At 72.8% G+C, this 17,713-nt stretch carries 17 protein-coding genes; 9 read left to right on the forward strand and 8 right to left on the reverse strand.

The genetic code is table 11. From position 1 onward, the window contains the following. Positions 1–114: 114 nt before the first annotated feature. Positions 115–603, reverse strand: a complete 489-nt coding sequence (locus ACFVQG_RS25885) for a hypothetical protein (RefSeq protein ID WP_383387799.1) — start codon at positions 601–603, stop codon at positions 115–117. Positions 604–720: 117 nt separating this feature from the next. Here ACFVQG_RS25885 and ACFVQG_RS25890 point away from each other — a divergent pair, with 117 nt between their 5' ends. Further along, positions 721–999 carry a DUF1876 domain-containing protein gene (locus ACFVQG_RS25890; RefSeq protein WP_383387801.1) on the forward strand — a complete coding sequence of 93 codons (279 nt, stop codon included), beginning with the start codon at positions 721–723 and terminating at the stop codon, positions 997–999. Positions 1,000–1,176: 177 nt separating this feature from the next. On the opposite strand, the gene ACFVQG_RS25895 is transcribed toward ACFVQG_RS25890, so the two are convergent. From ACFVQG_RS25895 to ACFVQG_RS25910, 4 genes are all read right to left on the reverse strand, one after another. After that, the gene (locus tag ACFVQG_RS25895) at positions 1,177–2,337 is read right to left on the reverse strand and encodes a serine hydrolase domain-containing protein (RefSeq protein WP_383388110.1); all 1,161 of its coding nucleotides are present in this window, start codon (positions 2,335–2,337) and stop codon (positions 1,177–1,179) included. A gap of 92 nt (positions 2,338–2,429) precedes the next feature. Next, positions 2,430–3,200: an energy-coupling factor ABC transporter ATP-binding protein gene (locus ACFVQG_RS25900; RefSeq protein WP_383387803.1), complete on the reverse strand. Its 771-nt coding sequence runs from the start codon at positions 3,198–3,200 to the stop codon at positions 2,430–2,432. After that, complete coding sequence (cbiQ, locus tag ACFVQG_RS25905) at positions 3,188–3,949, reverse strand: cobalt ECF transporter T component CbiQ (protein ID WP_383387804.1); 762 nt, start codon at positions 3,947–3,949, stop codon at positions 3,188–3,190. Before cbiQ ends, ACFVQG_RS25900 begins: the two co-directional genes overlap by 13 nt. A 1-nt stretch (position 3,950) precedes the next feature. Then, positions 3,951–5,012 (reverse strand): energy-coupling factor ABC transporter permease, encoded by a 1,062-nt coding sequence (locus ACFVQG_RS25910; protein WP_383387806.1) that lies wholly within the window; start codon positions 5,010–5,012, stop codon positions 3,951–3,953. A 170-nt stretch (positions 5,013–5,182) separates the two neighbouring features. On the opposite strand from ACFVQG_RS25910, the gene ACFVQG_RS25915 reads away from it, so the two are divergent. Then, positions 5,183–5,548: an SsgA family sporulation/cell division regulator gene (locus ACFVQG_RS25915; protein ID WP_383387808.1), complete on the forward strand. Its 366-nt coding sequence runs from the start codon at positions 5,183–5,185 to the stop codon at positions 5,546–5,548. Here the strand turns inward: ACFVQG_RS25915 and ACFVQG_RS25920 are convergent. The 3 genes from ACFVQG_RS25920 to ACFVQG_RS25930 form a co-directional block, all read right to left on the reverse strand. After that, a complete protein-coding gene (locus ACFVQG_RS25920; RefSeq protein WP_383387810.1) occupies positions 5,532–7,208 on the reverse strand; it encodes a penicillin-binding transpeptidase domain-containing protein in 1,677 nt (558 codons plus the stop codon). The two genes, ACFVQG_RS25915 and ACFVQG_RS25920, sit on opposite strands and share 17 nt — an antisense overlap. A gap of 134 nt (positions 7,209–7,342) precedes the next feature. Continuing rightward, positions 7,343–8,956 carry a penicillin-binding transpeptidase domain-containing protein gene (locus ACFVQG_RS25925; RefSeq protein WP_383387814.1) on the reverse strand — a complete coding sequence of 538 codons (1,614 nt, stop codon included), beginning with the start codon at positions 8,954–8,956 and terminating at the stop codon, positions 7,343–7,345. A gap of 125 nt (positions 8,957–9,081) precedes the next feature. Then, on the reverse strand, positions 9,082–10,827 hold the full coding sequence (locus tag ACFVQG_RS25930; protein ID WP_383387817.1) for a dolichyl-phosphate-mannose--protein mannosyltransferase: 1,746 nt from the start codon (positions 10,825–10,827) through the stop codon (positions 9,082–9,084). 104 nt (positions 10,828–10,931) lie between these two features. Between ACFVQG_RS25930 and rsmI the strand changes: the two genes are divergently transcribed. From rsmI to ACFVQG_RS25965, 7 genes are all read left to right on the forward strand, one after another. After that, on the forward strand, positions 10,932–11,777 hold the full coding sequence (rsmI, locus tag ACFVQG_RS25935; protein ID WP_383387819.1) for a 16S rRNA (cytidine(1402)-2'-O)-methyltransferase: 846 nt from the start codon (positions 10,932–10,934) through the stop codon (positions 11,775–11,777). Between the two features lie 231 nt (positions 11,778–12,008). Continuing rightward, on the forward strand, positions 12,009–12,329 hold the full coding sequence (locus ACFVQG_RS25940; protein ID WP_383387820.1) for a hypothetical protein: 321 nt from the start codon (positions 12,009–12,011) through the stop codon (positions 12,327–12,329). A gap of 38 nt (positions 12,330–12,367) precedes the next feature. Next, on the forward strand, positions 12,368–13,240 hold the full coding sequence (locus ACFVQG_RS25945) for a TatD family hydrolase (protein WP_383387822.1): 873 nt from the start codon (positions 12,368–12,370) through the stop codon (positions 13,238–13,240). Between the two features lie 103 nt (positions 13,241–13,343). Next, the gene (locus ACFVQG_RS25950; protein ID WP_383387825.1) at positions 13,344–14,618 is read left to right on the forward strand and encodes a ubiquitin-like domain-containing protein; all 1,275 of its coding nucleotides are present in this window, start codon (positions 13,344–13,346) and stop codon (positions 14,616–14,618) included. A gap of 5 nt (positions 14,619–14,623) precedes the next feature. Continuing rightward, entirely contained in the window at positions 14,624–15,538 is a 915-nt protein-coding gene (gene rsmA / locus ACFVQG_RS25955) for a 16S rRNA (adenine(1518)-N(6)/adenine(1519)-N(6))-dimethyltransferase RsmA (RefSeq protein WP_383387826.1), read from the forward strand. Then, on the forward strand, positions 15,535–16,440 hold the full coding sequence (locus tag ACFVQG_RS25960; protein WP_383387828.1) for a 4-(cytidine 5'-diphospho)-2-C-methyl-D-erythritol kinase: 906 nt from the start codon (positions 15,535–15,537) through the stop codon (positions 16,438–16,440). The genes rsmA and ACFVQG_RS25960 overlap by 4 nt, the downstream gene beginning before the upstream one ends. A 134-nt stretch (positions 16,441–16,574) precedes the next feature. Continuing rightward, complete coding sequence (locus ACFVQG_RS25965; RefSeq protein ID WP_383387829.1) at positions 16,575–17,651, forward strand: peptidoglycan recognition family protein; 1,077 nt, start codon at positions 16,575–16,577, stop codon at positions 17,649–17,651. Positions 17,652–17,713 lie beyond the last annotated feature (62 nt).

The raw sequence follows: 17,713 nt of genomic DNA on the forward strand, positions 1-17,713 counted from the left end.
CCCGTTCCCTCGGCCCCCCTTGGCGCTCCGCCCCCGGGGGGGGGGTGTCGTGGGGGTGGGGGGGGGCCGGCCCGCGTGCCGCGGGGGGGGGGCCCGCCCCCCCCACGGCGCGCGTCAGAGGGTGTAGTCCCTCCAGACGTACCGCTCCGCGATGACATTGCCCGAGAGGAGGCGGCTGTAGAGATAGCCGCTGTCATAGACGCCGAGGTGGTTTCCGTTCTGGTTCTGGAGGAAGGCGCTGTCCGCGGTCCAGAACTGTCCGGAACGGCCGCCTCCGCACGGGGCCATCCAGACGCTGTTGGTGTCCACCGCGTCGTCCGTGGTGAGGCAGTCACCGGACTGGTTGTTCACCAGGCGGCGCATGGAGTGGCCGTCCCAGCTGTTCGATTCCGATCCCCAGTGCCAGGTGTGCGAGATGCCGCTGCAATCGCCGACATAGGGCCGACTGCCCTCGGGCGCCTTGAGGCAGGCGAAGGCGTAGTCGCTGACGAAATACCAGTTGGTCGCCGCGGCCGCCGGGGTCAGGGCGCCGGTGAGCGTGAGCATGAAGGCGGCCAGCGCCATGGACACGGTCAGTCGCAGTTTCGCTCTTCGGGATGTCATGTACGCGAGGCTCTCCCCCCGCGCGGAACGTTCGACGACATCCACATGACATTTCGGTAGGTGCGTCCGGTTGCTCCGAGGGGCACTCTGGAAGCAGGTATTCCGGAGGTGACCGTCATGACGATGCACACCACAGTGGGATGGCACGTGGAGCTGGAGTTCCAGGAGGACGCCCAGCACACCAAGGCTGCCGCGCTGGTACGGCTGCCGGACGGGTCCGAGGTACGGGCCCACGGCAACGCCAGCAGGCACCACACGGACGCGAATCAGCCAAGGGTCGGCGAGGAGATCGCCGGGGCACGCGCCCTCAACGAACTCGCCATGCAACTGCTCACCAAGGCGCACGACGAGATCGACGCGGCGTCCGGCCGCACCTCGCACCCGATTCACGTATAAACGCCCACCCGGCGCATTCACGGCACGGCCCGACGGATGGCTCGATCCGAAGGGCCGTGCCGACTTCACCGAGGCGGCGCAGCCCCACCACGGTGCTCCCAGCCGATGATCGGAAGGCGTACGGCGCCCTGACTGATCGCGGGTGCGAACGGTCGCCGGGGTCTGTTGCCGGACCGGTTACCCGATCGCCGCGCGCACCGCCCGCACCAGCGCCTGCGCCCGCGGGTCCGCCGTCACGCTCGTACGGAAGCCGTTGGTCACATAGCCGAAGGCGATGCCCGCCTCCGGGTCGGCGAAGCCCAGCGCGCCGCCGCGGCCGGGGTGCCCGAAGGAGGCCGGGGACAGCAGCGGGGAGGCGGCGCCGTGCAGCATGTGGCCGAGGCCGAAGCGGGTGCCGACGACCAGGACCCGGTCGGGGCCCGCGGACCGCTCACCGCGCGCGAGTGCGACCGTCTCCGGGGTGAACAGCCGGGTGCCGCCGTCCACTTCGCCGATCAGGGCGGCGTAGACGCGGGCGAGTCCGTCGGCGGTGGCGATGCCGCTGGAGGCGGGCAGGGCGGCGGCGCGGTAGCCGGGGTCGTTCTCGTCGGGCACCGGGGTGATCGCGGCGAAGGCGCGGCTGGTGAGGGAGTCGGGGTCGGCGTAGGCGTCGACGACGGCCTGCTTGGGCCGGGTGCGCAGCGCGCCGGACGCGGCCGACACCTCGATCCGCCCCACCCGGCCCGCGCGGGAGGCGATGGCGTCGGGCAGCCCGAGCCAGAAGTCGGCGCCGACCGGCCCGGCGATCTCGTCGGCGATCCACGCGCCGATCGGCCGCCCGGTGACCCGGCGGACCAGCTCGCCGGTCAGCCAGCTGTAGGTCTGCGCGTGGTAGCCGTGGTCGGTGCCCGGCTCCCACACGGGCGCCTGCGCGGCGACGGCGGCGGCGCCCAGGTCGGGGTCGGCGGCCTCGGCGGGCGTCAGCGGCCGGTCCAGGACCGGCACTCCGGCGCGGTGCGCGAGCAGGTGCCGTACGAGCGTCTTCTCCTTGCCCGCCGCCTTGTACTCCGGCCACCACTGGCCGACGGGCGCGTCCAGGTCCAGCTCGCCGCGCTGGTGCAGCAGCAGGAGTACGGCGGCGGCGACGCCCTTGGTCGCGGAGCGCACGATCTGGGCGGTGCCGCGCTCCCAGGGCAGCGTGCCGTCGACGTCCTTGGCGCCGCCCCACAGGTCGACGACGCGGTGCCCGTCCCGGTAGACGGCGACGGCGGCGCCCCGGTCGCCGAGCGTCCGGAAGTTGCGCGCGAACGCCTCCCTGACCGGTTCGAAGCCCTCGGCCACCGTGCCGTGCACGTCCACGACGTCGTTCACGTCCGTACTCCGATCGCTCGTCCCGCCTGTGCCCGTGAGGGGAACACGGGGGTCTGGCCGTCGATTCCTGGGGTGGCCGTTCACGTGCCGAGGGTCACGGACCGCGGGTCGAACCCGAAGGGCAGCTCCAGGCGGTGGGCCCGCATCAGGGTGTCGTCGGAGAGCAGCTTGCCGGTGGGGCCGTCGGCGGCGATGACGCCGTCGCTGAGGATCAGCGAGCGGGGGCACAGTTCGAGGGCGTAGGGCAGGTCGTGGGTGACCATCAGGACCGTGACGTCCAGGGAGCGCAGGATGTCGGCGAGTTCGCGGCGGGAGGCCGGGTCGAGGTTGGAGGAGGGCTCGTCGAGGACGAGGATCTCCGGTTCCATCGCGAGGACGGTCGCCACCGCCACGCGCCGCCGCTGGCCGAAGGAGAGGTGGTGCGGGGGGCGGTCCAGGTACTCCGCCATGCCGACCTGCCGCAGGGCGTGCTCCACGCGCGCGTGCAGCTCGTCGCCCTTCAGTCCGGCCGCCGCCGGGCCGAACGCGACGTCCTCGCGGACGGTCGGCATGAACAGCTGGTCGTCCGGGTCCTGGAAGACGATGCCGACCTTCTGCCGGATCGCGGCCATGTGCTTCCTGCCGACCGGCAGCCCGGCCACCGTCACCGATCCGGTGCCGCCGCCGAGGATGCCGTTGAGGTGCAGCACGAGGGTGGTCTTCCCGGCGCCGTTGGGGCCGAGCAGCGCGACCCGCTCACCGCGCTCGACGCGGAAGTCCACGCCGAACAGGGCCTGGTGGCCGTCGGGGTAGGCGAAGGCGAGGCCGGAGACCTCGAGGGAGGGGGGCACGGGTGCGGTCACAGGGTCCATCCCAGCAGACATACGACGAGGGCGGCGGCGGGCAGGGTGAAGGCGTACGACCACTGGGCGCGCGAGGCGGTCACCTCGTCGATGACCGGCATGGCACCGGCGTACCCCCGGCTCACCATGGCCAGGTGCACGCGCTCCCCGCGTTCGTAGGAGCGGATGAACAGCGCGCCCGCCGACTTGGCGAGGACGCCCCAGTGGCGCGTCCCCCGGGCCTCGAAGCCCCGGGACTCGCGGGCGATCCGCATCCGCCGCATCTCGTCGGTGATGACATCGCCGTACCGGATCATGAAGGACGCGATCTGCACCAGCAGCGGGGGCAGCCGCAGGCGCTGGAGGCCGAGGAGCAGTTCGCGCAGTTCGGTGGTGGAGGCGAGCAGGACGGAGGTGGCGACGCCGAGGGTGCCCTTGGCCAGCACGTTCCAGGCGCCCCACAGTCCGCTGACGCTCAGCGACATGCCCAGGACGTCCACGCGCTCGCCCTCCGCCACGAACGGCAGGAGTACGGCGAACGCGACGAACGGCACCTCGATCAGCAGCCGCTTCAGCAGGAACCCGGGCGGCACGCGCGCCGTCCACGCGACCCCGGCGAGCAGGACGGCGTACAGCCCGAACGCCCACATCGCCTCGCGCGGCGTGGAGACCACCACGACCACGAAGGCGAACGCGGCGGCCAGCTTGGTGTGCGGCGGCAGACCGTGCACGGGGGAGTGTCCGTGCCGGTAGAGCCGGTGTGCGTGCCCGGCGCCCATGTCAGACGCTGGTCGTCGTGGTCGTGTCGGTCGGGCTGGCGTCCGGCGTGCGGCGCCTGCGCACCGCCCAGAACACGCCCGTGCCCGCGACGACCGTGACCCCGACGCCGACCACGCCCGCGAGGCCGCCGGAGAGGCGGGCGTCCTCGACGTCCTTGACGCCGTAGTCGGCGAGCGGGGAGTCGGCGAGGCCGTGGTCCTCGGCCTTCTCGTCGATGCCGTTGTCGGAGGCGACCTTCTCCAGGCCGTCGGGGTCGGCGGAGGCGTAGAAGCTGACGAACCCGGCGAGGACGAGGGAGGTGACCAGACCGGCGATCCACACCCGGCGCGGCGAGCGGGCGGCGACGGCGACCGGCTCCGGCTCGGCGGCCGGGGCGTCGACGAGTTCGCCGTTCACCCGCAGTTTCAGCCGCTGCGTCAGGCCGCGCGCCCCGTACACCAGGTCCGGGCGTACGGCGATGACCGCGCCGACGGTCAGCGCGGTGATGACGGCCTCGCCGATGCCGATGAGGACGTGCACGCCGACCATCGCGGTGGCGACCTTGCCGAGGGAGACGTCGGTGGTGCCGCCGATCGCGTACATGGCGGTGAACGCGAGCGCCGAGGCGGGCACCGAGACCAGCGCGGCGACGAAGGCGGCGACGGTGACGGTACGGCGGGTGCGCGGCCCCACCTTCACCAGGCCCCGGAAGAGGGCGTAGGCGACGACGGTGGTGACGATCGCCATGTTGGTGATGTTCACGCCGAGCGCGGTCAGACCGCCGTCCGCGAAGAGGATGCCCTGCATCAGCAGGACGACGGACACACACAGGACCCCGGTGTAGGGGCCCACGAGTATCGCGGCCAGCGCGCCGCCGAGCAGGTGTCCGCTGGTCCCGGCGGCAACCGGGAAGTTCAGCATCTGCACCGCGAAGATGAACGCGGCCACCAGACCGGCCAGCGGCGCGGTGCGCTCGTCCAGTTCCCTGCGCGCCCCGCGCAGGCTCACGGCCACGGCGCCCGCGGCGATCAGGCCGGTCGCGGCGGAGGTGGGGGCGTCGATGAATCCGTCAGGTACATGCACCGTTCGATGATAGTGGCTTAATGCGAACGGGTTGCAAGAGCGAGGTGGTCGTTATCTCACTCGTGAGATACGCAACGGCTCCGCAGGGTGTAATCCCCGATATGTGGGACATTGGAGTGGAAGCGGATTCATGGCTTTCACATAGGTCACTCAGCGTTAGGGGCCGCCCGATGTCTGTAGTCGAAGAGCACGCACGAGCCCAGATCGTCACGGACACGGACGACCAGGTGCAGACCGAGCGGGGGGCCATCCCGGTCGTCCTGCGCTACGACCCCGACAGCGACCCCCGCTCCGTGCGGATAGGCCTGCCCGGACCACACGAGTGGACCCTCTCCCGCTCCCTGCTGGAGCAGGGGCTGCGCGCCCCGGCCGGGAGCGGTGAGATCCGGGTGTGGCCCTGCGGCCGGGTCCAGGCCGTCGTGGAACTGCACTCCGCGAAGGGCGTCTCGGTCGTCCAGTTCGAGTCCAAGACCCTGGTCCGCTTCCTGCGCCGCACCTACCTGGAGGCGGGTACGCCGGTCACCCGCCCTGCTTGAGCAGCGCCGCGACGATCGGGCCCGCCGTCTCGCCGCCGTGTCCGGCCGCCTGGACCACGCCCGCGGCGGCCAGGTCGCCCCGGTAGGCGGTGAACCAGCCGTTGGGCTTCTTCTGGTTGTCGACCTCGGCCGAACCGGTCTTCGCGCCGACGCTGCCGCTGACGCCCGCCATCGCCTCCGCCGCCGTGCCGTAGGCGGCCGTGTAGGACATCAGCTCCCGCAGCTGGGCGAGGGTGCTCGCGGACATCGTCCGGGAGGCGGTGGCCAGCTTGCGGTCGTCCACCGACGGGGCCACCAGGTACGGCTGGCGGAAGACGCCGGACTGGACGGTCGCCGACACCGACGCCATGTTCAGCGGGTTCATCCGGACCAGGCCCTGCCCGATCAGGGAGGCGCCCATCGGGGCGTCCGAGGTCACCGGCACCGCGCCGTCGAAGGTGGGCACGCCCACCGCCCAGTTGTCCATGCCGAGCCCGAACACCTGCTGCGCCTGCTTGGTCAGGTCGTCGTCCTCCAGCTCCGGCGCCTGGCTGATGAAGGCGGTGTTGCAGGAGCGGGCGAAGCTCGCCTTGAAGGTGCCGTCCTCGATCTTGAACTTGTCGTCGTTCTGGAACTTCCAGCCGCCGTAGCTGAAGTACTTCGGGCACGGGTGCGGCTTGTCGTTCGCCGCCAGGCCCTTCTCCAGCAGCAGTGACGCGGAGATGACCTTCATCGTGGAGCCGGGGGCGAGGGAACCCTGGAAGGCGGTGTTGAAGCCCGTCGAGGAGTTGGCGACCGCGAGGATCTCGCCCGTGGACGGGCGCAGCACCACCACCGACGCCCGCTCCTTGGCGGCGACCTGCTGTTCCGCCGCCTTCTGCAGGGACGGGCTCAGGGTGGTCCGCACCTCGCCCGGGGTGCCCTCGCTCAGCTCGAGGAGCGTCTTGTCGGACAGCTCCGCGCCCTGGTCGTCCTTGGCCGCCTTGCCGCGCACCACGCGCAGTTCGACGCCCGCGGTGCCCCCGGCGGTCTTGCCGTACTTCTCGCGCAGGCCGTCCAGGACCGGCGCCAGCGACGGGTAGGCGTCGGTGGTCAGCTTGCCGCCGTCCCGGTCGAGGGCGGTCACCGGCGGGGTGCCCGCCTCCCCGGTGACCAGCCGGTCGCCGTCCTTCAGCTCGGGGTGCACCACGGAGGGCGCCCAGTCGACCAGCGGCCTGCCGTCCGAGGTGTCGCGTACGACGGTCAGCGCGCTGTCGTACGCCAGCGGCTTGCTGACGTCGTCGTGGGTCACCGTCGCCTTGACGGAGAACGGCAGCCGGTCGCCCACCCGGGTGCCCGGGGCGATGGCGACGTCCTCGATGTGGGCGTCCTCGGTGTAGCCGGTCAGCAGCGGCTTCGCCGCGGCGGGGTCGTCGGTCGCCGCCGCGGCCCCGGCCGCGTCGCCGTTCTGCCAGGCGGTGAGGAACGCCTCGGCGGCCCGGGTGACCTCGGCCGCGCTCAGCGGTCCCGTCCTGGCGGTCTTCTCCCCGGCGGCGACGGTCGCCGTGGCCTCGCCCTCGGTGCCGCCGAACAGCGCCCAGGCGCCGATCCCGGCTCCGACGGCCGCCACGGCGATCACTCCGCCGACGACGACGGGCCGCCTCGTGCTCCGCCGCTCGGCGACGCGCCTTCTCCTGCCCACAGTTACCCGTTCCTCCGTACTCGTCCCGGCTCCCCCGTGCCCTGCCCGTACCTACCACCCAACGACGGCACCACCCCGGAGTCCCGTCGCGGAGCCATCCGGAATGGTTGACGCCGCTTGGCGGTGTCCCGGTTTCAGCCCGCGGCCAGGACACTGGCCACGATGGGCCCGGCCGCGTCGCCGCCGTGGCCGCCGCCCTCGGTCATCGCCGCCGCGGCCACGTCGTCGCGGAAGCCGGTGAACCAACTGTTGAGGTCGGAGCCGTCGACCTCCGCGGTACCGGTCTTGGCGCCGATGTCACCGCCGAGCTTGTTCATCACCGGCGCGCCGGTGCCCTGGGTGGCCGTCAGGCGCATCATCTGCTTCAGCTGGGATGCGGTGTTCGGGTCCAGGCCCTTGGCCTGCGCCAGTTCCCGGTCGTCCAGCTCCGGCGAGACCAGATACGGCTGACGGAACGTTCCGGTCATCGCGGTCGCCGTCACCGAGGCCATGTTCAGGGGGTTCATCTGCACCTGGCCCTGGCCGATGGCGTTGGCCGCGCGGTCCGGGCCGCCGGAGGCGGGGACGCTGCCGTCGAAGGAGACGATGCCGGTCTTCCAGTCGTCCCGGCCGAGCCCGAACCGCTCCTCGGCCTCCGCCGTCAGCGAGGCGTCCGTGAGCGGCTGCTCGTCGACGAGCTTGATGAACGCCGTGTTGCACGAGCGCAGGAAGCTGTTGGCCAGGGTGGCGCCCTCGTTGGGCTCAAGGCCGGTGAGGTTCTCGAAGGTCTGGCTCTGCCAGACGGCCGTGTTCGGGCAGGGCGCCGGGCCGTTCATCGAGGTCACGCCGTTGTCGATGAGCATCGCGGCGGTGATGATCTTCATTGTGGAGCCGGGTGCGACCCGCCCCTGGAAGGCCGCGTTGAAGCCGTCCGCGCGGTTGTTGGCGACCGCCAGCACCTCGCCGGTGCTCGGCTTGACCGCCACCACCGACGACTCGTCGTACTTCTCGACCGCCTTCTCGGCCGCCGCCTGCACGGACGCGCTCAGCGTCGTGCGCAGCTCGCCCGCCTCGCCCTCGGTGACCGTCAGCAGCGGGGTGTCGGGCGCGCCGGTCGCGGTGTGCTGGATCGTCAGTTCGACGCCGGGCGTGCCACCCGCGGTGTCGCCGTACTTGGCGCGCAGCTCGTCCAGGACCGGCCCGAGGGAGGGGTACTCCTCCTTCGACAGCACGGTGCCGTCGCGGTCGACGGCCTCGATCGGCGCCTGCTCCGACTCCCCGGTGACCAGGGTGTCCCCGTCCTTCAGCTGCGGATGGACGACGCTGGGCTTCCAGTCGACCAGCGCCCGCCCGGTGGTGACCCCGCGCACCACGCTCAGCTTGCTGTCGTACGCCAGCTTCTTGCTCTCGCCCTCGTACGACACCGTCGCCCGCACCGAGAAGGGCACGGTCTCGCCCTTCGCCGCCCCCGGCGTGATCTTCACGTCCGCGATGTGCGCGGTCTGCCCGAAGGACGCCAGCAGCGGCCTGGCCGCGCCCGCGTTGTCCGTGTACTCGGCCGCCTTGGCCCCGTCGCCCTGCTCCCAGGCCGTGAAGAACGCCTGCGCGGTCTCCCGCACCTCGTCGTCGCTGGGCGGCCCGCTCTTGACCTCCGACTGCCCGCCGTCGTCGCTCAGCGCGGACACGAAGTTGAACGCCCCGTACCCGGCGCCCCCGATCATCGCGGCGAACACACTGCCCACGACGGCAGCCTTGACCCCCTTGCGCATCGCGCGGTCCCCTCCCCGTTGCGGACCTTCGACTGTAAACGGTGAGGCTGGAGGGGTGTGAGTGTTGTTTACGTCTGTTCTCGTATGGTGTCCGAACGGAGACCGGTGACCGGCTCAGGGCCAGGTCAGACCCAAGTGTCCAACCACATGCGTGAACGCCAGTCATCGATCGGGATCGCCTGGCCGGTGTACAGCGGATAGAAGTAGATGAAGTTCCAGGCGATCAGCAGCACCAGCACCCCCGCGCCCGCCGCCCCCGCGACCCGGCGTGTGTCGCGGGCGCCGGGCGGGCCGAGCAGGGCGCCGATCAGCATCGCCACCGCCAGGCACAGGAACGGCACGAAGACGTTGGCGTAGAAGAAGAAGATCGTCCGCTCCTGGTACAGGAACCACGGCAGATAGCCCGCCGCGACCGCGCAGGCGATCGCGCCCGCCCGCCAGTCACGCCGGAACAGCCACCGCCACAGCACGTACAGCAGCGCGAAACAGGCCGCCCACCACAGCACCGGCGTGCCCAGAGCCAGCACCTCGCGCGCGCACTTGTCGCCCGCGTCCAGCGGACAGCCGTCCTTGCCGGGCGCCGGGGACTCGTAGAAGTACGACACCGGGCGGCCCAGGACCAGCCAGCTCCACGGGTTGGACTCATAGGTGTGCGGCGAGGACAGGCCCACGTGGAAGTCGTACACCTGGTGCTCGTAGTGCCACAGGCTCAGCCACCAGTCCGGGAACAGCCAGCCCCAGTCGCTGCTGCGGCCGTTCGCGGTGGCCCAGTCGCGGTAGTAGCCGCCGGAACCGTCCGACGCGGAGAGGATCCAGCCGGTCCACGACGCGAAGTAGGTGAGGACCGCGACGGGCACGGTGGCGAGCGCCGCCAGGCCCAGGTCGCGCTTGGCGACCGCCACGTACGCGTTCCGGGCGCCCGCCACCCGCCGCGCGCCCACGTCCCACAGCACCGCCATCACACAGAACGCGGCCAGCACGTAGAGGCCGTTCCACTTGGTGCCGATCGCCAGGCCCATCATCACGCCCGCCGTCCAGCGCCACGGCCGCCACCCCAGCCGGGTCGTCTCCGCGATGTGCGCGTCCGGGCGGACCCTGCCGTCCGCGTCCACCGGCAGCGCGGCGGCGAGCCGCTCCCGCGCCCGGTCCCGGTCGACCAGCAGACAGCCGAACGCGGCCAGCACGAAGAACATCAGCACGCTGTCCAGCAGCGCGGTCCGGCTCATCACGAAGTGCAGACCGTCCAGCGCGAGCAGCGCGCCCGCCAGACAGCCCAGGAACGTCGAGCGGAACAGCCGCCGTCCGATCCGGCACAGCAGGAGCACGGCGAGGGTGCCGAGCAGGGCGGGCATGAAACGCCAGCCGAACGGGTCGAAGCCGAAGACCAGTTCGCCGAGCCCGATGACGTACTTGCCGACCGGCGGATGGACGACGTACGCCGCGTCCGTCGGGATCGGGACGTCACCGCCCGAGGACAGGATCAGGTCGTTGGCGTTCTTCTCCCAGTTGACCTCGAAACCGCGGTGGACGAGCGCCCACGCGTCCTTGGCGTAGTACGTCTCGTCGAATATCACCGCCTTCGGGTTGCCCAGGTTCCAGAACCGCAGCACCCCCGCGAACAGCGCCACCAGCAGCGGACCGCCCCAGCCCGACCAGCGGGCGATCCGTTCGGCCAGCGTGTGGCGCACCCCGAGCGCGGCCCACAGCCGTGGCCCCGGCGCGGTGTACGGCGGTACCAGCCGCTCCCGGACGTCGCCGCGCGGGCGCGCCGGTTGGTAACCGAATCGGCGCAGCCGCTGCTGCCACGGCGTCCGCTGCTCGTGCGGGGCCTGGTCCTGCCGGGTGTCCGTGGAGGACGCGGTACTGGTCACCGCGCCATCGTAGGGAACGCTTCTGTGCGAGTCCCGCGCATGGGGGCACGGGGCCGGTTGCGTCCGGATATCGGGTGCCTCGCGGGGGCTGGGAGGATGGGGGAGTGACTGGAACCCTCGTGCTGGCAGGTACCCCCATCGGTGACATCGCGGACGCGCCGCCCCGGCTCGCCGAGGAACTGGCGGCGGCCGACGTGGTCGCCGCCGAGGACACCCGGCGGCTGCGCCGACTGACGCAGGCCCTCGGTGTGACCCCCAAGGGGCGCGTCGTCTCCTACTTCGAGGGCAACGAGGCCGCCCGCACGCCCGAGCTGGTGGAGGAGCTGACGGGCGGGGCGCGCGTGCTGCTCGTCACGGACGCCGGGATGCCGTCCGTGTCCGACCCGGGGTACCGGCTGGTCGCCGCGGCGGTGGAGCGGGACGTGCGGGTCACCGCCGTGCCCGGACCGTCCGCCGTGCTCACCGCGCTCGCCCTGTCCGGGCTGCCGGTCGACCGGTTCTGCTTCGAGGGGTTCCTGCCCCGCAAGGCCGGTGAGCGGCTGTCCCGGCTGCGTGACGTCGCGGGCGAGCGCCGCACCCTCGTCTACTTCGAGGCTCCCCACCGGCTCGACGACACCCTCGCCGCGATGGCCGAGGTCTTCGGCGGCGAGCGGCGGGCCGCCGTCTGCCGCGAGCTGACCAAGACGTACGAGGAGGTACGGCGCGGGCCGCTCGCCGAGCTGGCGGTGTGGGCGGCGGAGGGGGTGCGCGGGGAGATCACCGTGGTGGTCGAGGGCGCGCCCGAGAAGGGGGCGGAGGAGGTCGGCCCGGAGGAGCTGGTGCGGCGGGTGCGGGTGCGGGAGGAGGCCGGGGAGCGGCGCAAGGAGGCGATCGCGGCGGTGGCGGTGGAGGCGGGGGTGCCGAAGCGGGTCGTCTTCGACGCGGTGGTGGCCGCCAAGAAGTCGCCGTGAGCGGGTGCGGGTCCGTCGTGGCTGGGCGCGCCCAGGCGGCGGAGCCGCATGCTGTCACGGCCCCGCGCCTCTGAGGGTTGGGCCATGGGCCGGTAAAGGGGGCCCCGGCGTTGGGCAAGGAGGGCTCAAATGCTGGGCAACAGTGGGTAGTTGACGTGGCTTTGCGGGCTTCCCGGGCATGCACTGGGGGTGGGGCGGAACGTCCCCCAGCGGATCAAAAGGGGAGTCGGCATGAGTCAGGACGCCAGCCGGATCGCCGTCGTACACGAGTCCTATTCGTTCGCCTGCATGCGGTGCGGGCACGGGTGGGAGCAGTCGTACGCGATCGAGCACCACACGAACGCCGAGGGCCGTGAGTTCGTGCGGTACGTCGTCGAGGGGCGTGTCGTGCCGTCGCCGCTGAGCCGTCCCGCGTGTGCCAACTGTGACGGGCACCTGGTGCGGATCATGCGGCCGGGGCGGGTGTCGTCCGCGCGGGACGCCTCCCGGGCGCGGCGGCCCGGACACCACTGGCAGCTGTCCGACCTGCTGCATCCCTTCCAGCGCCGGTGAGGGCGGAGGCGTCCGCCCGGCTTTCGTAGGATCGGGGCATGCCTTCCCGTGACGCCGAAGCACCGCCCCTGCCGCAGCCCCTGAGGGTGCCGGTCGCCGACTCCCACACGCACCTCGACATGCAGTCCGGCACGGTGGCGGAGGGGCTCGCGAAGGCCGCGTCGGTCGGGGTCACCACGGTCGTGCAGGTCGGCTGCGACATCAACGGCTCGCGCTGGGCGGCCGAGACGGCGGCGGCGTACGAGAACGTCCACGCGGCCGTCGCCCTGCACCCCAACGAGGCCCCGCGGATCGTGCACGGCGACCCCGACGGCTGGTCGCGGCAGGGGGCGCGGGAGCCGGGCGGGGACGCCGCCCTCGACGACGCGCTCGCCGAGATCGACCGGCTGGCCGCGCTTCAGCAGGTCAAGGCGGTCGGTGAGACGGGCCTGGACTACTTCCGGACCGGACCGGAGGGCAAGGCGGCCCAGGAGCGTTCCTTCCGCGCCCACATCGACATCGCCAAGCGGCACGGCAAGGCCCTCGTCATCCACGACCGGGACGCCCACGCGGACGTCCTGCGGGTGCTGAAGGAGGAAGGCGCGCCCGAGCGGACCGTCTTCCACTGCTACTCCGGCGACGCCGAGATGGCCGAGGTGTGCGCCCGCGCGGGCTACTACATGTCCTTCGCGGGCAACGTCACCTTCAAGAACGCCCAGAACCTGCGGGACGCGCTGACGGTGGCCCCGCTGGAACTGGTCCTGGTGGAGACGGACGCGCCCTTCCTCACCCCGGCCCCGTACCGCGGGCGGCCCAACGCGCCCTATCTCGTTCCGGTGACGGTACGCGCGATGGCCGCCGTGCGGGGCATCGACGAGGACGCGTTGGCGACGGCGCTGGGGGCGAACACGGCCCGCGCCTTCGGTTACTGACCAGCCACGTCCTCGTTGACGGGTCGTAGTCGCGTCGCTTTGGAGAGTGACGGGCGCTCCGCTAGGTTCTGGGCCCGGTCCGGACCCTTGGAGCGTGTCGGCAATGAGTAACTCGCAGTACGGGACGTCGACGTACGAGGCGCCCGCGGACGTGCACAGCGCGCAGACGCTGGGGGACGGGCTGACGGCACCGCCGTACACGCTGCCGCGGCAGGCCCAGCCGCCGTCGGGAAGACGGCCGTCGTCGCACCGGCGCGGATCCCGCAGGGCCCGGTCCGCGCCGCGGGACGGCTCCGTGGGGCGGCTGCTGCCGAGGGCGCTGGTGGTGGCGTTCCTCGCGGGCGGCACCACCGCGTTCGTCGCCGAGGACAAGGCGGTCGAACTGAACGTCGACGGACAGCCCCGGCGGCTGCACACCTTCGCCGACGACGTCACCGAACTGCTCGCCGACGAGGGCGTCCGGCTGGGGACGCGTGACGTGGTCACCCCCGCCCCCGGCACCGCCCTCACCAGCGGCGACGAGATCGCCGTGCGCTACGGGCGCCCCCTGCGGCTCACCCTCGACGGTGAGCGGCGCGAGGTGTGGACGACGGCGCGCACGGTCGAGGGCGCGCTCCGGGAGTTCGGGGTGCGCTCGGCGGGCGCCCACCTCTCCGCCCCGCCCTCCCGGCGGATCGGCCGGGAGGGGCTCGCGCTGGACGTCCGTACCGAACGGGCGGTGACCGTCATGGCCGACGGGCGGGCCCGGACCATCCGCACCAACGTGGCGACCGTCCGCGAGGCCGTCGAGGAGGCCGGGGTCACCCTGCGCGCGCAGGACACCACTTCCGTGGCGCCGGGGAGCTTCCCGCGCGACGGGCAGACCATCACCGTGCTGCGGATCACCGGGGTGCGGGAGGTACGGGACGAGGAGATCCCCTTCGAGGTACGGCGGGTGCCCGACCCGATGGTGTTCAAGGGCACCGAGATCGTGGACCAGGCGGGCCAGCCGGGCCTGCGGCGCGTCACATACCTGCTCCGGACGGTCAACGGGGTGGAGGAGCGGCCCCGGCGCGTGAAGACGGAGGTGCTGCGGGAGCCCCGGGAGCAGGTGGTCAAGGTGGGCACGCGGCCGATGCCCTCGTCCGTCCACGGGGCCGACCACCTGAACTGGCAGGGGCTCGCGGAGTGCGAGTCGGGCGGGCGCCCCGACGCGGTGGACGCCTCCGGGACGTACGGCGGCCTGTACCAGTTCGACACGCACACCTGGCAGACGCTCGGCGGGCAGGGCCGACCCCAGGACGCGTCGGCCTCGGAACAGACGTACCGCGCGAAGAAGCTGTACGTGCGGCGAGGGGCGACGCCCTGGCCGCATTGCGGGTCGCGGTTGCACGGCTGAGCACCATGACGACCCCGGCCCCCACCCACCCGTACCCTTGTCCCGTGAGCAGCAGCCCCACCCCCGACGCCCTCCTGGGCCCCGCCGACGTCCGTGAGCTGGCGGCAGCCCTCGGTGTGCGTCCCACCAAGCAGCGCGGCCAGAACTTCGTGATCGACGCGAACACGGTCCGCCGCATCGTCCGCACGGCGGAGGTCCACCCGGAGGACAACGTCGTGGAGGTGGGCCCGGGCCTGGGCTCGCTCACCCTCGCGCTGCTGGAGGTGGCGGCGCACGTCACCGCGGTGGAGATCGACGACGTACTCGCCGGGGCGCTCCCCGCGACCATCGCCGCCCGCCTGCCCGAGCGCGCCGACCGCTTCGCGCTGGTGCACACCGACGCGATGCACGTCACCGACCTGCCGGGCCCGCCGCCCACCGCGCTCGTGGCGAACCTGCCGTACAACGTCGCCGTCCCGGTGCTGCTGCACATGCTCGACACCTTCCCGAGCATCGAGCGCACCCTCGTCATGGTGCAGTCCGAGGTCGCCGACCGCCTCGCCGCCGCCCCCGGCTCGAAGGTGTACGGCGTCCCGTCGGTCAAGGCCAACTGGTACGCCGACGTCAAGCGGGCCGGGGCGATCGGCCGCAACGTCTTCTGGCCCGCGCCGAACGTCGACAGCGGCCTCGTCGCGCTCACCCGCCGCACCGAGCCGATCAAGACGACCGCGTCCCGGCGCGAGGTCTTCGCGGTCGTCGACGCGGCGTTCGCCCAGCGCCGCAAGACGCTGCGGGCCGCGCTCGCCGGGTGGGCCGGTTCCGCGGCGGCGGCCGAGGCGGCCCTCGTCGCGGCGGGAGTCCCACCGCAGGCCCGCGGGGAGGCGCTCACCGTCGAGGAGTTCGCCCGCATCGCCGAGCACAAGGAGCCGGGTCAGCAGTGAGCGTCACCGTACGCGTCCCCGCCAAGGTCAACGTCCAGCTCGCGGTCGGTGCCGCCCGGCCCGACGGCTTCCACGACCTGGCCAACGTCTTCCTCGCCGTCGGCCTGTACGACGAGATCACCGCGACCCCGGCCGCCCCCGGCGACGGCGTCCGCGTCACCTGCGCCGGGCCGGACGCCGGTCAGGTGCCCCTGGACGGTACGAACCTCGCCGCGCGGGCCGCCGAGGCGCTGGCAGCGCGCTACGGCCGTACCCCGGACGTGCACCTCCACATCGCCAAGGACATCCCCGTCGCGGGCGGCATGGCGGGCGGCAGCGCGGACGGCGCGGGCGCGCTGGTGGCGTGCGACGCGCTGTGGGGGACGGCCGCCCCGCGCCGTGAACTGCTCGACATCTGCGCCGAGTTGGGCAGCGATGTGCCGTTCAGCCTGATCGGCGGGGCCGCGCTCGGGACCGGGCGGGGGGAGAGGCTGACGGCCCTGGACGTCGGCGGGGTCTTCCACTGGGTGTTCGCGATGGCGGACCGGGGGCTGTCCACCCCGGCCGTGTTCCGGGAGTTCGACCGCCTCGCCGAGGGGACCGACGTACCCGGGCCCGTGGCCTCGCGGCCGCTGCTCGACGCGCTGGCCAAGGGCGACGCGGACGCGCTCGCCGCCGCGGTCTCCAACGACCTCGAGCCCGCCGCGCTCTCCCTCTTCCCGGCCCTCGCCGACACCCTCGCCGCGGGCACCGCCGCGGGGGCGCTGGCCGCGCTGGTCTCCGGGTCCGGGCCGACCACCGCCTTCCTCGCCCGCGACCCCGAGTCCGCGGCGAAGGTCGCCGACGGGCTGCGCGCGTCCGGGACCTGCCGGACGGTGCGCACGGCGCCGGGGCCCGCGCGGGGTGCGACGGTCATGGCGTGACATCGCCCCCGATCGGTTGCCCGCGATCCGCGTGGTGATGGTCTCACCGCGTCTTCACGTCAAATTCCGGCCGGACAACGATCTTGTCCCTAGGGTGAGTTGACGCTCCACCACTCCCCACGGAAGGCAACCCCGTGTCCGAAACCCCCCGCTCGCGTCCCCTGTCCCGCCGCGGTGTGCTCGGCGCCGCCGGTGCCGTGACCGTCGGAGCCGCCCTCACCCCGGACGCCTTCGCGGCGGCCACCCCCGCGGGCGCGCGACCCGCCGGTACGGCACCCCGGAAGTTCCCCGCCACCCGCACCGAGGCCGCCACCGGCACCGCCGCCACCGCCCTCGCCGCCTCCTATGTCGCGCTGCGCTGGACCGGCGCCCCCGACGGCGCCTCGATCCGGTTCGCCAACGGCACGCAGGCGGGCACCGTCAAGCCGGTGACCTGCGGCTGCGCGACCGTCGAGGGCGGCGGTACGGCGCTGGTGCCCGCCGGTGACGCCACCGCCTACGAGGTCCAGGCACCCGAGGGGGCGACCGACGTGCGCTCGCTGGCCATCGACACCACCGACGGGCCGCGCGAGACCTTCCAGGTGCCGACCGAGCCCACACGCGTGCGGGGCGTGCGCTATCTGTCCCGGCCCGCGTGGGGCGCCGACGAGTCCAAGCGCTACAAGGACGGCGTCGTCAACTCGCCCGAGGTGTACTACCCGCTCCAGTCGATCACCGTCCACCACACGGCGGGCGTGAACGGCGACCCGGACCCCGCGGCGACCATCCGGGCGATCTACGAGTACCACGCGGTCACCCTGGACTGGGGCGACATCGGCTACCACTTCCTCATCGACGAGGCGGGCAACGTCTACGAGGGCCGCTACTCCGGCGACGACGGCGTCCCCGGCTTCGACGCGGACGGCAGGGTCGTCACCGCCTTCCACACCGGCGGCTACAACTCCGGCAACCTGGGCATCGCCCTGCTCGGCGACCTCACCGCGACCGGGCCCACGCCCGCCGCCAAGGAGTCCCTGACCCGCCTGATCAGGGCGATCGCCCGGATCAAGGGCCTGGACCCGCAGGCCCGGATCACCTACGTCAACCCGGTCAACGGCGTCACCAAGGACGTGCCGGTCGTGAGCGGCCACCGCGACTGGCTGGCCACCGAGTGCCCGGGCCAGACGATGTACGACCTGCTCGGCGAGGTACGGGCCGCCGCCGCCCGGTGATCGGGCGGGGGGCCGGTCACCGACCGGAGCGCATTAGGCTGGGAGGCTGACCGGTCCCCGCG

Origin of the sequence: Streptomyces sp. NPDC057877, assembly GCF_042796855.1 — a bacterium.
In the GTDB taxonomy this organism is placed as follows: Bacteria; Actinomycetota; Actinomycetes; order Streptomycetales; family Streptomycetaceae; genus Streptomyces.